Origin of the sequence: Mycolicibacter longobardus (genome assembly GCF_002102265.1) — a bacterium.
Classification (GTDB): domain Bacteria; phylum Actinomycetota; class Actinomycetes; order Mycobacteriales; family Mycobacteriaceae; genus Mycobacterium; species Mycobacterium longobardum.
Window position 1 is genome coordinate 26675 of record NZ_LQPG01000025.1, and the last position, 15496, is coordinate 42170.

The 15496-nt window shown below is 66.7% G+C and carries 14 protein-coding genes; 6 read left to right on the plus strand and 8 right to left on the minus strand.

The window, feature by feature from the left end; all coding sequences use genetic code 11:
• Positions 1-4: 4 nt before the first annotated feature.
• Together aosR and clpS are read right to left on the minus strand one after the other, a co-directional pair.
• The gene (gene aosR / locus AWC16_RS13565; protein ID WP_085265278.1) at positions 5-592 is read right to left on the minus strand and encodes an oxidative stress transcriptional regulator AosR; all 588 of its coding nucleotides are present in this window, start codon (positions 590-592) and stop codon (positions 5-7) included.
• A gap of 30 nt (positions 593-622) precedes the next feature.
• Entirely contained in the window at positions 623-937 is a 315-nt protein-coding gene (clpS, locus tag AWC16_RS13570; RefSeq protein WP_085265302.1) for an ATP-dependent Clp protease adapter ClpS, read from the minus strand.
• Between the two features lie 55 nt (positions 938-992).
• On the opposite strand from clpS, the gene AWC16_RS13575 reads away from it, so the two are divergent.
• Complete coding sequence (locus AWC16_RS13575) at positions 993-2303, plus strand: nicotinate phosphoribosyltransferase (RefSeq protein WP_272937813.1); 1311 nt, start codon at positions 993-995, stop codon at positions 2301-2303.
• An 18-nt stretch (positions 2304-2321) separates the two neighbouring features.
• Here the strand turns inward: AWC16_RS13575 and AWC16_RS13580 are convergent, their stop codons facing one another.
• Positions 2322-2588 carry a YdeI/OmpD-associated family protein gene (locus AWC16_RS13580; protein WP_085265280.1) on the minus strand — a complete coding sequence of 89 codons (267 nt, stop codon included), beginning with the start codon at positions 2586-2588 and terminating at the stop codon, positions 2322-2324.
• A gap of 44 nt (positions 2589-2632) precedes the next feature.
• On the opposite strand from AWC16_RS13580, the gene AWC16_RS13585 reads away from it, so the two are divergent.
• Positions 2633-3061: a nuclear transport factor 2 family protein gene (locus tag AWC16_RS13585; RefSeq protein WP_085265281.1), complete on the plus strand. Its 429-nt coding sequence runs from the start codon at positions 2633-2635 to the stop codon at positions 3059-3061.
• Positions 3062-3397: 336 nt separating this feature from the next.
• Here the strand turns inward: AWC16_RS13585 and AWC16_RS25575 are convergent, their stop codons facing one another.
• Positions 3398-3529: a hypothetical protein gene (locus tag AWC16_RS25575; RefSeq protein ID WP_264017220.1), complete on the minus strand. Its 132-nt coding sequence runs from the start codon at positions 3527-3529 to the stop codon at positions 3398-3400.
• Positions 3530-3582: 53 nt separating this feature from the next.
• Here AWC16_RS25575 and AWC16_RS13595 point away from each other — a divergent pair, with 53 nt between their 5' ends.
• Positions 3583-5562, plus strand: coding sequence for an ATP-dependent DNA helicase (locus AWC16_RS13595; RefSeq protein WP_085265303.1), 1980 nt, complete (start codon positions 3583-3585; stop codon positions 5560-5562).
• Between the two features lie 28 nt (positions 5563-5590).
• Here the strand turns inward: AWC16_RS13595 and AWC16_RS13600 are convergent, their stop codons facing one another.
• Together AWC16_RS13600 and AWC16_RS13605 are read right to left on the minus strand one after the other, a co-directional pair.
• Positions 5591-5983 (minus strand): PIN domain-containing protein, encoded by a 393-nt coding sequence (locus AWC16_RS13600; protein WP_165759225.1) that lies wholly within the window; start codon positions 5981-5983, stop codon positions 5591-5593.
• Between the two features lies 1 nt (position 5984).
• Positions 5985-6221 carry a CopG family ribbon-helix-helix protein gene (locus AWC16_RS13605; protein WP_085265283.1) on the minus strand — a complete coding sequence of 79 codons (237 nt, stop codon included), beginning with the start codon at positions 6219-6221 and terminating at the stop codon, positions 5985-5987.
• 142 nt (positions 6222-6363) lie between these two features.
• On the opposite strand from AWC16_RS13605, the gene AWC16_RS13610 reads away from it, so the two are divergent.
• Positions 6364-6714 carry a hypothetical protein gene (locus AWC16_RS13610; RefSeq protein ID WP_133055938.1) on the plus strand — a complete coding sequence of 117 codons (351 nt, stop codon included), beginning with the start codon at positions 6364-6366 and terminating at the stop codon, positions 6712-6714.
• A gap of 161 nt (positions 6715-6875) precedes the next feature.
• Positions 6876-9647 carry an AAA family ATPase gene (locus AWC16_RS13615; protein WP_085265285.1) on the plus strand — a complete coding sequence of 924 codons (2772 nt, stop codon included), beginning with the start codon at positions 6876-6878 and terminating at the stop codon, positions 9645-9647.
• A gap of 30 nt (positions 9648-9677) precedes the next feature.
• Here AWC16_RS13615 and AWC16_RS24365 read toward each other — a convergent pair whose 3' ends face one another.
• On the minus strand, positions 9678-11237 hold the full coding sequence (locus AWC16_RS24365; RefSeq protein ID WP_165759226.1) for a DUF4179 domain-containing protein: 1560 nt from the start codon (positions 11235-11237) through the stop codon (positions 9678-9680).
• A gap of 165 nt (positions 11238-11402) precedes the next feature.
• Here AWC16_RS24365 and AWC16_RS13625 point away from each other — a divergent pair, with 165 nt between their 5' ends.
• Positions 11403-12845, plus strand: coding sequence for a neutral zinc metallopeptidase (locus AWC16_RS13625; protein ID WP_085265287.1), 1443 nt, complete (start codon positions 11403-11405; stop codon positions 12843-12845).
• A gap of 35 nt (positions 12846-12880) precedes the next feature.
• Here AWC16_RS13625 and glgP read toward each other — a convergent pair whose 3' ends face one another.
• Positions 12881-15463: an alpha-glucan family phosphorylase gene (gene glgP, locus AWC16_RS13630; protein ID WP_085265304.1), complete on the minus strand. Its 2583-nt coding sequence runs from the start codon at positions 15461-15463 to the stop codon at positions 12881-12883.
• Positions 15464-15496 lie beyond the last annotated feature (33 nt).

Here is a 15496-nt window from a genome sequence, read left to right on the forward strand (position 1 = left end):
CCCGTCATCGTCTGGACCGTCCCATCAGGGCTACGACGAGGTATTCCTGCAGCACCGTGAGCCACTGATACACGTTGAGCTGACCGGCCCTTGGGTCACCGGGCGGCAACCGATCGGGTCCCTCCGGGCCGATGTCGAGCACCGTGCCCAGCGCGAGCCGGACATCATTGACCGCGGCGATCCAGGCGTTCGCCTGCTCCTCGGTCAGCTCGAAACGGCCGCCCTGCTCGGGCACGGTGGCCAGTACCTGCTGCGCGGCCTCGCGTTTGGCGTCGATGATCGCCGGTTCGTGCAGGCTGCGCAGCGCAGCGTTGAGAACCTCGGCATCGACCGGGGCGCCTTCGCCGCACTCCTCGGGGCGGTGGAAGTCCGGCAACAGCCGACGGGTGGTGGCGTCCTCCGGCGGTCGGGTGTTGCCGGGCCGCATCCCGGTGATCTGTTCGAGCTCGTCTGGCGGAGAAGAGAACTCCCGTGCATCGAGCATGCCGACCAGGGAGCCGACCAGACTCCGGAGCAACGTGGCCTCATGGACGGCCAGCGAGGATCGGAAGCGCGGGCCGCCCCCGGTTTCGACCCGCTTCCATTTGTGCACGGTGAAGTCCCGGTTCCCTTCGGTTGAGGCTCAGCGGTCCTGCTGCATGGTCGCCCACAACCCGGCGGCATGCAGTTTGGACACGTCGACCTCCATCGACTCACGGCTTCCGGCCGACACCACGGCTTTGCCCTCGTGATGCACCTGCAGCATCAGCTTGGTCGCATGCGGTTCGCTGTAACCGAACAGCTTCTGGAAGATGTAGGTCACATAGGTCATCAGGTTGATCGGGTCATCCCAGACGATGGTCACCCACGGCGACGCGGTCTCCTCGACCGGCTCGGCATGCCGCTGGCCGGTGCCTTGCGGTTTCACCGGGGTGGACGTCGCTGCTGACGTGGCCATACCGCTCAGGATACCGAGCCGAGGTGGGGTTGAGTCCAGTCGATACGGTTGGCGGGTGAACTCCTCGGCCCGGGGCGGCGGGCTGCTCACCGACAAGTACGAGCTGACCATGCTCGCCGCGGCGCTGCGCGACGGAACGGCCGGCCGGCAGACCGGCTTCGAGATGTTCGCCCGGCGGCTCCCCGAGGCGCGCCGCTATGGCGTGGTCGCCGGCACCGACCGGTTCCTCGCGGCGCTGCCCGGATTCGGGTTCGACGACGCCGCGCTGAGCCTGCTCTCGCAGTTCCTGGATCCGGAGACGGTGCGATTCCTGGCTGATTTCCGCTTCCGCGGCGACATCGACGGCTACCCCGAAGGCGAGTTGTACTTCGCCGGGTCCCCGGTGCTCAGCGTGCACGGCACCTTCGCCGAATGCATCGTGCTCGAGACACTGCTGCTGTCGATCTTCAACCACGACACCGCGATCGCCTCGGCGGCCGCTCGGATGGTCAGCGCGGCAGGCGGTCGGCCACTGATCGAGATGGGCTCGCGCCGTACCCACGAGCAGGCCGCCGTGGCCGCGGCCCGCGCCGCCTACCTGGCGGGGTTCGCCGGAACGTCCAACCTGGAAGCGCACCGCAGCTTCGGTGTGCCGGTGCTGGGCACCAGCGCGCACGCCTTCACCCTGTTGCACGCCGGAGCCGGCGGTGACGGCGAGTTGGCGGCGTTCCGCTCCCAGATCGCCGCGCAGGGTCTCGACACCACGCTGCTGGTCGACACCTTCGACGTCGCCACCGGGGTGGCCAACGCGGTCGCCGCGGCCGGGCCGGGACTCGGCGCGGTCCGCATCGACTCCGGTGAACTGGGAATGTTGGCCCACCAAGTGCGCGAACAGCTGGACCGGCTGGGCGCCACCGGCACCAAGATCGTGGTCTCCGGCGATCTGGATGAGTTCGCCATCGCGGCGCTCCGGGCCGCGCCGGTGGACAGCTACGGCGTGGGCACCGCACTGGTGACCGGCTCGGGCGCACCGACCGCCGGCTTCGTCTACAAACTGGTCGAGGTGGACGGCGCGCCCGTGCACAAACGCAGCACCGGCAAGGAGACGGCAGGCGGACGCAAGCAGGCACTGCGGGCCGCCCGGCCCAGCGGCACCGTCGTCGAAGAGGTGGTCTACCCCACCGGTCACCCGCCCGCCGTGGACGGCCCGGCGCGGGTGCTGACCGTTCCGCTGGTACGCGGCGGCGAGTTGGTGACCGAGACCGCGGCGACGGCGCTGGCCGCAGCACGAGAGCGCGTCGCGGCCGGGCTGGAAAGCCTGCCGTGGGAGGGACTGAAGCTGGCGCACGGTGAGCCGGCGATCCCGACCCGGCTGGCCCTCGGGTGACGGCTGGCGGTCGCCGCCCTACTTGCCGTTTCGCTCCCGGTGCTTGCAGCCGGGCCAGCAGCAGGGGCGCCGCTTGCCTTCCTCCAACTCCTCGCGAGTCCGGCGGATGCGGCGCTCGCGGGTGGCCTGCTGCTTGGCGTCTTCGACCCAGCAGATGAACTCGTTGCGCGCCAACGGGGTAATGCTGTGCCACGCGTCCAGTGCCGTGGGGCTGACCATCAGCCCGTCACGCAGGTCTGCGGGTAGTTCATGCACCGCCCCGCCGGGCAATTGCCGGCTGCTCATGGCCTCAGGGTAGTGGCGTTCCGCGGGAAATCCAGTGGAGCCGAGTGCGCCGGTGTCGCTACCGTGCGCGGGATGAACCTCGATGCGACGCGTTCGGCCACCGGTGGGCGCAAGCGTGGAACAGCCACGATGTGCAAGCGGTCCTGGCGCACCTTCACGACGACGTGCTGTTCACCTCCCCGGTGGCCGCGACGATGTTCCCCGAGACGGCGGAGGTGCTCCGCGGGAAAGACGCGCTGCGCCACTACTGGAAAGGCGCTTTGCGGCGCATGCCGGATCTGCGTTTCGTCGTCGAAGACGTCTACCGGGGCATCGACACCATTGTCATTAACTACCGCAACCAGAACGGCGGACTCGTCAACGAGGTCTTGCGATTCGGCGACGACGGCTTAGTCATCGAGGGGAACGGAACCTATCTCATAGGCGATCCGCCAGCAGCGCCGACACAAACCGACGCCACCGACTGGGTCTGACATACGGAATGTAGGGATTACCCGGCAAATCCGTTTCCGCCAGCTCTTCGAGCCACGGCTCAACCGGGCGCCCGGTTATCTTGCTGGCCTTCACCGCAACCCGGGCGGCGGCTACCCGAGTCTCAAAACTTCGCTCGGGCTTGCGTCCGTCCTCCGACGCCGCCGTCCCCTCTGCCGACACGGCTGCCCTCCTAACCACTCTCGCCCTCGACCGCACGCCTTGCGATCACCTGAACGATCTGGGCATCGTCGGCGGTGACCAGTGCAGATTCCAGCGACACATCCAAGATCTCCCAGCCCAACCCTACCTGGAATCCATCGTCGCTGAAGGTGCGCTCAAGCGACCAGGTCGTCCGCCGCCACCATTTCGCTGCGCCGATCGGCCCGGTTCTTCTGCCGCCACGTGACGATGACGCCGACTGCCGCCAAGCCACTGACGATCAACGTCACCCACGCTTGTGCCGGCATACCCGCTAATCTCCCAGCATGGGTTCGTTGGCGCACTTCACCCTGTGCACAACATGACTGACCCATCCGTTCCCGAACTGCTGGCCGCCGCGGTAGCCGCACTCGGCGGCAGCGAACGCGAGGGCCAGGTCCGCATGGCCGAGGCGGTCGCGAACGCCTTCGACACCGGAGAGCACCTGGCGGTGCAGGCCGGCACCGGCACCGGCAAGTCGCTGGCGTATCTGGTTCCGGCGATCGCGCGGGCGGTGGCCGACGAGAGCCCGGTGGTGGTGTCGACCGCCACCATCGCCCTGCAGCGCCAGCTCGTAGACCGCGACCTGCCCCGCCTGGCCGACGCCCTGGAACCTGCGCTGCCCCGTCGGCCCACCTTCGCGCTGCTCAAAGGTCGCCGGAATTACCTGTGCCTGAACAAGATCCACAGCGGTTCGGCCGAGGACTCCGATGAGGCGCCGCAGGAAGAGCTGTTCGAACCGTTCGCGGCCAGCGCCCTGGGCCGCGACGTGCAGCGGCTCACCGCATGGGCGTCCGACACCGACACCGGCGACCGGGACGACCTCAAACCCGGTGTCCCGGAACGGTCTTGGTCTCAGGTCAGCGTGTCAGCGCGGGAATGCGTGGGTGCCGTCCGCTGCCAGTTCGGCACCGACTGCTTCGCCGAGCGGGCCCGCGCCGTGGCCGCCGAAGCCGACGTCGTCGTCACCAACCACGCCCTGCTGGCAATCGACGCCATCTCGGAGACCAGCGTGCTGCCCGAGCATCAGCTGCTGGTGGTCGATGAGGCACACGAACTGGTGGACCGGGTGACGTCGGTGGCTACCGCCGAGCTGACCCCGGCCGCACTCAGCGTCGCGGTGCGTCGCGTCACCCGGCTGGTCTCGCCCGGACTGGTCCAGCGCCTCGATGCCGCGTCGCTGACGTTCGGCTCGGCGATCCACGACGGCACCCCGGGCCGGATGGACTACCTCGACGACGAATTGGCGACGTATCTGACTGCGCTGCGTGACGCCGCCGGCGCGGTCCGCTCGGCGATCGACACGGCGCCCGCCGATCCCAAGGCCGCGGCCGCGCGCAAGGAGTCCGTGGCCGCGTTGTCCGAGATCGCCGACACCGCAGCCCGGATCCTGACCTCGTTCGAACCGGCCATCCCGGAGCGCTCCGACGTGGTCTGGCTCAGCCACGAAGACAACCGCGGCTCGGTGCGGCCGGTACTGCGGGTGGCACCGCTGTCGGTGGCCGGCCTGCTGCACGACCGGCTGTTCGCCCGCGCGACGACGGTGCTGACCTCGGCGACGCTGACCGTCGGCGGATCTTTCGACGCGATGGCCGGCGCCTGGGGTTTGACCATCTCGGACTCCCCCGCCGCGCGCTGGCGGGGGCTGGATGTCGGCTCGCCGTTCCAGCACGCCAAAGCGGGCATCCTCTACGTGGCCGCGCACCTGCCTCCGCCCGGGCGCGACGGCACCGGAACCGATGCCCAGTTGGACGAAATCGCCCAGTTGATCACCGCGGCCGGCGGGCGGACCCTGGGGTTGTTCTCGTCGATGCGCGCGGCGCGGGCGGCGGCCGAGGCCATGCGCGAGCGGCTGGACACCCCGGTGCTGTGCCAGGGCGACGACACCACCGGTGCGCTGATCGAGCAGTTCGCCGACGACGCCGAGACGTCACTGTTCGGCACGCTGTCGCTGTGGCAGGGCGTCGACGTGCCGGGGCCGTCGCTGTCGCTGGTGCTCATCGACCGTATCCCGTTCCCGAGGCCCGACGATCCGCTGCTGACGGCTCGGCAGCGCGCGGTCAGCGCCCACGGCGGCAACGGATTCATGGCGGTGGCCGCCAGCCACGCGGCGCTGCTGCTGGCCCAGGGCGCCGGCCGACTGCTGCGCGGCATCGACGACCGCGGCGTGGTGGCCATACTGGACTCGCGGATGGCCACCGCCCGCTACGCCGGATACCTGCGAGCGTCACTACCGCCGTTCTGGGCCACGACCGATGCGGCAACAGTCCAGGCAGCGCTGGGTCGGTTGCGCTCGCCGTAGCAACCCGAAATTCCAGGGAATCCAGCCGTCACCGGCCGACGGGCCAATGTTCGACCGTGATGTCGGCCATGGGAAAGTCGCCGGGATTGCCGGTCGCCAAGCGAGCCTCGATTCCGGCCGTGGCGGCGGCGATCAAACAGTCTGCCTGGTGCAAAGTGACCCCTTGGCCGGCGAACTGCCGGCGCCACTGCCCAGCACGAATGCCTTCCGAGGGGCCCAGCGGAGCACACCGCAAGCCACGAAACAACCGTCGTGCGGCATCCTCTTCGCCGGGAAGCAGTCCACGCCAGATCTCCTCGACAGAGATAGCACAGGTCCACGGTTCATCGCCCTGGCGGCGCAGCGCACGCAGGCGGTCGCCGGCAGGACGGCCACGAAGGGCGTCGATGAGGACGGTCGAGTCGAGCAGGATCCTCGCCACGTCAGCCGACGCGACGTTTGTCGGCGCGCTGGCGGCGGACCCAGTCACCGGGATCGTCGTCCCATTCGTGGCCCTCGTCGGGGATGGCGCCGAGCGCGGCCTCGATGTCGTCCCACCTTCGCTCGTCATCGAGCCCGCGACGAATCAACTCCGCGATGAACGCGCTGCGTCGCCTGCGCCCGGCACGCTGATCGAGCTCGGCAACGAGCTCGTCATCCACCGTAATGTGCAGTCGCATGTGCTAACGATAGCCCACTCTGCCACTGCGTCGGTTGCGCTCCGTAGCGACCGGAAGTCGAGGGAAAACCCTGTATCGGGCCACCACTTTCGGCTACTAGCGTGCCATTTTGACAGTTTCCGTCAACGAAGGAGCGGCAACCATGAATCGCACTCCGCACCCGGCAACCGCCGCGGTCCTTATCGGTCTTATCAGCACTGGGGTGGCGATGGCCGCCCCGGCATCGGCTGAAGAACCTACCGGCACCTACTCAGTCGCGAGAACCGTCGTGCACAACGGGAAGACAGACCACGGAAAATGGTCGTTCACCCCCTGTGGCGAGGGCTGCGTCAACAGAAGCGACGGCATGGAAATGCATCTCCAGGGCGATACCTGGCGCGCCAATTTTGGCGAGAACTGCTGGGAAAGCATCGACGCGACCACTCTGGCCAGCGGCGACGGCGGCTGCGATGGGCACGTCGTCGTGACATACCAGCTGACCAAGACCGGCTGAACCCGGCGGTTCAGCGAGGCTCGAACCGCCGCATAGACCCGGCGGGGGCGGGCCACAGTGGCACGGCTCAGACCACCATCCCGCTGTGATCAAGATCGCGTATCGCCACCTCGCACCAAATCCGACAGCTTGCCGAGTATTGGCTGTTAACTTACTGACTTGTGGCGGATTCAGCGAAGGTGCGCGAGGCGCAATCGCGCGCGGTCTGCGCCTTCCTGGCGCAGATCGGCCCGGACCCGGCGGGCCTGCTGATCGAGGGCGAGCCCGGTATCGGTAAGACCAGACTATGGACCCACGCAGTAGCGTCGGCAACCGCAGCGGGTTTCCGGGTGTTGTCGGCGCGGGTATCTGACGCCGAGGCGAAACTGTCCTTCGCCACGCTGGCCGACTTGCTCGACGACGTCGATCCGATGCTGCTGGAGCAGCTACCGCCCGTCCAGCAAATCGCACTGAACCGAGTGCTGCTGCGCGGCGATGAGGGCCCCGCAACCGATCACCGAGCCGCGGCGACGGCGTTCCTGTCGGTGCTCAAGCTGTTGGCGAGCCAGACGCCGGTTCTGGTGGCAATCGACGACATCCAGTGGTTGGATTCGGCGAGTTCTGCCGCGGTGAGTTTCGCTGCGCGCCGGCTCAAAGGACCCGTCGCGATCGTGGCAACCTCACGCACCGGCGATCCCGACTGCCAGGACATATCGTGGCTGAACGCAGCCCTTCCGACCCAACTCACCCGGATCGTATTGCACCCGATTGGTTTGGGTGAAACCCGCACGTTGATCGCACACCAGCTGGGCCGCAACCTGGCGAAGTCGACGGTCACCCGAATCCACGATATTTCGGGCGGCAACCCGCTCTACGCGCTGGAACTCGCGCGCATGCTCGATGAGCAGCCCTCTCACGACCAGTGGGGCATGCCTGGCTCATTGACCGCGCTGGTGAACCAACGGTTGGCCACGGTTGACGACGACACCGCGCAGCTGTTGTTGGCGGCCGCCTGTATGGCAGCGCCCAGCGTTGCCGAATTGTCCCAGGCAACCGGCACTGCGTTGGAGCGGGCGATCGAGCTTCTCGAAGATGCCGAAGGAAAAGGCATCATCACGCTGGACGGCAACCGGGTAGCGTTCACGCACCCGTTGTTGTCCCACGGCGTCTACACCCAGGCCGGCGCGGCACAACGCCGCGCGATGCACCGCACACTGGCGACGCTGACCGAGCTGCCCGAGTTGCGCGCACGCCACCTGGCACTGGCCACCGTCAGCGCCGACGAAGCCACCCTGCAGGCCCTCGACGCCGCCGCCGATGCCGCTGCTGCCCGTGGCGCCCCGAGTGCCGCCGCCGAACTGATCGACTTGGCCATCGGCCTCGGCGGGGACACCCCGCTACGACAGCTGCGTGCCGCCGAACAGCATTTCCGGGCAGGCTCCTTCGACGAAGCCCGAATCGGTGTGCAATCGGTCATCACCACCCTGGAGCCCGGCGCACTGCGGGCGGCCGCACTGCTGCGGCTCGGTGCCATCGACGGGTACAGTGACCGGTTCGACCAGGCCGCCGATGTTCTCACCCAGGCGATCGCCGAGGCCGGCGATAACCCGGCGCTACGGCTGCGGGGTCTGATGCTGCTGGCCCTTGCCTTGGGCATGACCGGTGACATGGGCGCGTGCGTCGACCATGCGCGTCGCGCGGTCGAGGCCGCCGACCAACTCGACCACCAAGCACTGCGCAGCCAAGCGCTGGCGCTGTGGATCCACGTCGGCTTCATGTACGGGCTGGGCACCGACAAAGCTGCCCTGCAGACCGCGCTGGCGTTGGAGGATCCCAACATCCCCGCGCCGGTTACCGTGCAGGCCAGCGCCGTCGCGGCGGTCAACTGCGCGTGGACCGGCAATCTGCACGAAGCCCACACCCGCTTGACCGCACTGTCGCGACGCTGCGTGAACGCCGGCCAGGAAATGGACGTGGTGTGGACAGCCCAGTTCACCACAATGGTCGACCTGTGGCTGGGCCGCTTAGAGGACGCGTCACACGTCGCCGACGACGCCCTGGAACGCGCCGAACAGATCGGCAGCCCCATCAGCCTCATCGACGCATGGAGCTGCCAGGCCTGGGTAGCGGCCTACCGCGGTCGCGAAGGCGACGCCCGCCGAGCCGTCGATACCGCGCTCACCACCGCGCGCGACAACAAGATCGGCTTCAAGACAGCGGCCATCACTGCGGTCCTGGCCTTTCTGGAGGTGTCACTGCACCACTACGAGGCCGCGCTGAGCGCCCTCGAACCGCTGCTGGCGGCGTTCGACCCCGCCCACGACACCGAGATCATGGTGGGCGCTTGGCTTCCCGACGCAGTGGAGGCGCTCACCGCCGCCGGACGGCTCGATGAGGCCGAAGCACTGGTGGCAGCCCTGGAGACCAACGGGGCCAGGTTGAACCGGGCGTGGATGCTGGCCGTCGGCGCCCGAGCCCGCGCCCTGCTGCTGTCCGCACGCGGCGACCTGGAAGCCGCCACACACGCCGCCGAGCAGGCGATGATCCATCACGAAGCCCTGCCGATGCCCTTCGAGCGTGCCCGAACTCAGCTATTGCTGGGTCAGCTGCAACGCCGCCGCCGTCAGCGTGCGAACGCCGGGCGCAACCTGGCCGAAGCGTCAAGCAGCTTCGAGGCGATCGGCGCTCCGATCTGGGCGGCACGGGCCCGCGCCGAGCTGGCGCGGCTATCCGGCACATCTGCGCAGTCCATCGACTTGACGCCGACCGAACAGCGTATCGCCGAACGGGCGGCCGCCGGTCTGTCCAATCGCGACATCGCCGCCGAGTTGTTCCTGGCGCCCAAGACCGTGGAGCTACACCTGTCGCGCGCCTACCGCAAACTCGGCATCCGTTCCCGCACCCAGTTGCATTCCCGACTCAACGCCGCCAACGCTCCCCGGGTTTTGCCTTGATCCACCCGATGAACCGGGCGGATCAAAGGCTCAGCCGAATAACCCAAACCAGGGAATCGATATCAAATCCGGGCCACTATCGACCCACCAAGCGGGTGGATCGATACCAGTCCAGCCAATAGCGACATCCCAAATACCACCACGGATACTCTCATTCGCCGAATCAATGCCATCTAATAGTCCAGCCAATGCCTGATCCGGGTTCATAACGTTATTCTGCATAACCAACCATATGTTTGATAGGCTGAAGTCATCGCGGTTATTCAGGATCATCTCAATAGTATCTTTATTCACCTGCAACGCGACGGCGGCAGCATAGCCCACGGCGGTGGCTTTAAGTCCCAGCCCGGCAATTTGACCGTCGCCGAGTATCGAACTGAGGGTGGCGACTAGATTAGTACCGCCTACATAAAACTTAATTCCGTTGGAAAGTACGTCTATGAGCTCGCCATAATTATTGAACAAATAGCGCCCGATATCGTCGCCATAGTTGGAGAATAAGCTGTTGATCAACCCGTCGAATCCGATGGGCGCAAGGGGATACTTGGCAAGGTTCTCCAACAGGATTTGCAGCTGCTCGGGCCCCAGGTACGGAGCCAACGCATCCAAGATCCGCTTGAGAGCTTCCGGTATGCCTGAATCGGGATCTCCCGGGCCACCAGGATCGCCAGGGCCACCAGGATCTCCCGGGCCACCAGGGCCGATATCGGCACAGATGAGTCCACCGAAAAGCGGGCCGTTGCAATCGAGCTCGTACAACTGCACGCGGAGTGCATCAAGCAAATAGCTGTAGTTCTCCGTAAGGCGAATAAAGTTTCGCGCTACGGCCAACCCCTCGCTATAATGATCCAAATACCAACCGAGCTCTTTGTCGTAAGGAGTCTGATCCATTGCTAATTTGTACACGTAAATAGGGATATCAACGCCGAGATAACGCCAACTGAGATCATAATCAGGGGCAAGAGGTCCCGGCAATGGTGATAATTTGTCTAAGTCGACGGAGGGATAGGCATATTCGTAGACTCCAGTACTGTAAATGTTTTGAGTGAAATGAACATGAACATCATGATCCTGGGCCCATTCTTTGTTTAACTCCCAGATCGCGTTCCACGGATCAGTATTGTCGTAGTTACTTTGGGGGTGTGGGTCACCTGATGAATACCGAAGGTAATTGTATAGGAGACGATCGTACTCGTCGTCGGATTCAGGATCCCACGAAAGAAGTCGAGAATAAAAATAAGATGGCGAGTAGCCGCTCAAGTACGTGAACTTGCCGAGGTAGTCATTCATGAAACGCCAAATATCTTCATGGATATCATCGCGTATGTACCCGCTCGACCAGTCATCGGGATGCTCCAAGAGCCATTGATATATTGAGTTGAATGCTTGGATATCCTCTTCGGCTGACGTTTTGAGGATAGGGAAATGTTGTACCGCCGACGCGGTCGAGTTCAGCGCCGAAGCGCTAACGAGTCCGGGGCCGGCGACAAGAGCGGTGCAGGCGCCCAGTGCTACCGCAGCCGCGCCAGCCCTTCGCCCGAGCCTCCGACAACTTGTGCCAACTGTTGCGGCGTTGCGGCTGGTTCCCATGGTTCCGACCTCCCCATCATGCGTTCCACCTGTGTCTTTGCTGTGTAAGTAGTTAACGGGGAGGGGAGCAGGGGACGCAATAAGGGTTTTCCCTACACTTTCGGGGACAACCGACGCCCTACCGTCCACATCCAGGCCACAGGCACGGCCGCGAGAGGCAGATCGATGAGTCAACGACGTCCGAGGCATGTTCTGGCCGTTGGCTGCGCACTGCTGCTGTTGAGCGGATGCGCACGGATGCTGGACGGCACACCCGTGTCGGTCTTCGCCGATCCGTTCCGGGTGGGTGGCTTGCAGGCTGTCGACGGCCCCACCGGGTTGCGCCCCGAGGCCCCGCCGCCGGGCCGCGAGGTCGAAGGCACCGACGGCGGGCGGGTCGATCAGCTCGCCGCCCAGTCGGTCAGCGACCTCGAGGCGTTCTGGACCACGACCTTCCCCAACATCTTCGACGGTGAATTCCGGCCCGCGTCATCCCTGGTGTCCTGGGATCCCGGCCAGTTGCGCGGAAAGTTCTGCAACAGTAGGACTTTCCTGCTGGTCAACGCCGCCTACTGCTACCTGGACAACACCATCGGTTGGGATCGCCGACTGCTGTTGCCGGCGCTGCGCCGCGCCTACGGCGACATGGCCATCACCATGGTGCTCGCGCACGAGTACGGCCACGCGATCGCCCGCACGGCCGGCATCACCAAAAAACGCCAGACACCGACGCTGGTGGCCGAACAACAGGCCGACTGCCTGGCCGGTGTCTACCTGCGCTGGGTGGCCCAAGGCGATTCGCCGCGCTTCACGCTGAGCACCGGCGACGGGCTCAACGGTGTGCTGGCCGCCATGCTGGCGTTGCGCGATCCCCTGCTGCAGCCGGACGAGACGATCGGCGGCAACGAGCACGGCTCGGCCTTCGAACGGATTTCGGCATTCCAGTTCGGTTTCACCGAAGGCGCGGAGTCCTGCAAGGCCATCGACGCCAAGGAGATCGAGCAACGGCGCGGCGAACTACCCGTCCAGCTGCAGCACGACGAGACCGGCGAGGTACCGGTCAGCGAGGATTCGGTGCGGCTCATCGTCGACGCGATGAATGTCCTGTTCACCCCGGCCCGGCCACCACAGCTGACATTCGACGCCGCCGCGGCGTCATCATGCAACGACGCGCGCCCCAGCCCGCCGGCGTCGTACTGCCCCGCCACCAACACCATCGCCGTCGACCTGCCGGCCCTGCAGACCATGGGGACCCCCAGCAAGGACGAGAAGCTGGCGACGCTGTCCGGGGACAACACCGCCTATTCGGTGCTGGTCTCGCGGTACCTGCAGGCGGTGCAGATCGAGCACGGCGGGCTGGTGCTCGACAACGCCGCGGCCGCGCTGCGCACCGCATGTCTGACCGGGGTGGCCACCACCAGGCTGTCCCAGGGGGTCGAGACCTCCAACGGCGGCACCATCGCGTTGACCGCAGGCGATTTGGACGAAGCCGTCGCCGGGTTGCTCACCAACGGTCTGGCCGCCGGCGACATCAACGGCGAATCGGTGCCGGCCGGATTCTCCCGGATCGACGCCTACCGCACCGGGGTGCTGGGCGACTTCGACCGCTGCCTGGCGCGCTTCCCCTGACCGCTCACCACCACGGCGGTCGGGAGGGCGGCCGCTCAGGCCAGGGTGACCAGTCCCAGTTCAGCATCACCGGACAGCAACGGATGACTCGGCAACACCCGCACCGTGTAACCCACCGCACCGGCGACCGGCAGCGGACTGGTCGTGGAGAACACTTCGGTCCCATCGGCATCGGTGTGGGCATGCGACATCGCCACGGTCACCGGATCCAGCAGGGTGTCACCGGAATCCACCCGGCCCAGCACCGCCTGCACCACCACCTCATCCGGGCGCAGCCCGGCCAGTCGGACCGTCGCGGTCAACGTCAACTCCGAACCCAGCCACGGTGCGTCCGGCAGCCCGGTGCTGTCGACGTCGGTGATCTGGATGTGCGGCCAGGCCGCCTCCGCTCGGCGCCGGTAGTCCGCCAGTTGACGTGCCGCGCCAAAGGGCACGCCGTCGACCGGCTCACAGGTGCGCCGCCGCGACAGTGCCGCCGGGGCGTAGCACTGCTGGACGTAGTCGTGCACCATCCGCGAAGCCAGTACCTTCGGGCCCAGCGTCTGCAGCGTATGGTGCACCATCTCGAGCCAGCGCGGCGGCACGCCGCGGTCGTCGCGGTCGTAGAACTTGGGCACCACCGAGTGCGACAACAGATCGTAGAGCGCGGCGGCTTCCAGATCGTCGCGGCGGTTCTCGTCGGCCACTCCGTCGGCGGTCGGTATCGCCCAACCGTTCTGGCCGTCGAACCACTCATCCCACCAACCGTCGCGAATCGACAGGTTCAGCCCGCCGTTGAGGGCACTCTTCATGCCCGAGGTACCGCAGGCCTCCAACGGCCGCAGCGGATTGTTCAGCCAGACATCGCATCCGGAGTAGAGCCGACGCGCCATCGACATGTCGTAGTCGGGCAGGAACGCGATGCGGTGGCGCACCTCCGGGCGGTCGGCGAACCGCACCACCTGCTGGATCAGCGCCTTGCCGTCGTCGTCGGCCGGGTGGGACTTGCCGGCGACGATCAGCTGAACGGGCCGCTGCTCGTCGAGCAGCAGCCGCTCCAGCCGGTCGGGGTCGCGCAGCATCAGCGTCAACCGCTTGTAGGTGGGCACCCGGCGTGCGAATCCGATGGTCAGCACATCGGGATCGAACGCGTTTGCAATCCAACCCAATTCGGCTTCAGATGATCCGCGCTCAAGCCCGGATCGCAGCAGCCGAAGCCGGACCTCGTCGACCAGCAGCGAGCGCAGCCGCGAGCGGATCGACCATAACGCCACGGGATCTACTTGCTGCAGACGCTGCCAGGCCGCGGGCTCGCTGAACGAGTCGGGAGGGGCCACGTCGCGACTGAGCTGCAGCCAGGGCGGTGCCGCCCAGCTGGGGGCGTGCACGCCGTTGGTGATCGACCCGATCGGTACCTCGTCGGCGTCGAAGCCGGGCCACAGGTCGTTGAACATTCCCCGGCTGACCCGGCCGTGCAGCCGCGAAACACCGTTGGCGCGCTGCGCCAGCCGCAGACCCATGTGGGCCATGTTGAACGTGTCGGGATCCTCTTCGGCGCCCAACTCCATGATTCGCTCGACGGGCACCCCGGCCACCAGGGCGTCACCCCCGTCGTCGAAGTAGCGGCGCACCATGTCGGTTCGGAACCGGTCGATTCCGGCCGGAACCGGGGTGTGGGTGGTGAACACCGTCGCCGAGCGCACCACCGCCAACGCGGTGTCGAAATCCAGTCCCTGCTCGGCGATCAGCTCGCGGATGCGCTCGACCCCGAGAAAGCCCGCATGCCCCTCGTTCATGTGGAACACCTCCGGGGCGGGCGTGCCCTGCAACCGGGTGAACTCCCGGATCGCCCGCACCCCGCCGATCCCGGCCAGGATCTCCTGGCGGATCCGGTGCTCCTGATCGCCGCCGTACAACCGGTCGGTGATCCCCCGCAACGGGTGCGGGTTCTCCCCGATGTCGGAGTCCAGCAGCAGCAACGGCACCCGGCCGACCTGCGCAACCCAGATCCGCGCCCGCAGCCGGCCCGCGCCGGGCAACGCCACCTCGATCAGCACCGGTGTACCGTCGGGCTCCACCAGCAGCCGCAACGGCAGTCCCTGCGGGTCCAGCGACGGGTAGGTCTCCCGCTGCCACCCGTCGGAGGTCAGCGCTTGACGGAAATAGCCCGACCGGTAGTACAGCCCGACCGCGACCAGCGGCACCCCGAGGTCCGACGCCGACTTCAGGTGGTCGCCGGCCAGGATCCCCAGCCCCCCGGAGTAGTTCGGCAGGGCTTCGGCGACACCGAATTCCATCGAGAAGTACGCGATGGCTTCCGGCAGCGCCGCCCCGCCGTCCTGCTGGTTCTGGTACCAGCGGGGCTTGCTCAGATACTCGGTGAGGTCGGTCGACAGCGCATCGAGGCGGGCGGTGAACGCCCCGTCGGCGGCCAGCTCGTCGAGCCGCGCGGGACTGACCGCCCCCAGCAGCGCCACCGGGTCACGCCCACACCCGTCCCACAGCTCGGGGTCTATCGCGGCGAACAGTTCCTGGGTCGGCTGCTCCCACGACCAGCGCAGGTTCATCGACAGTTGCTCAAGCGCCAACAACCTGTCGGGCAGGTGAGCGCGAACGGTGAACCGGCGGAGGGCCTTCACCTGTTGCACCTTAGTCGGCCCGAGGGACGGCGA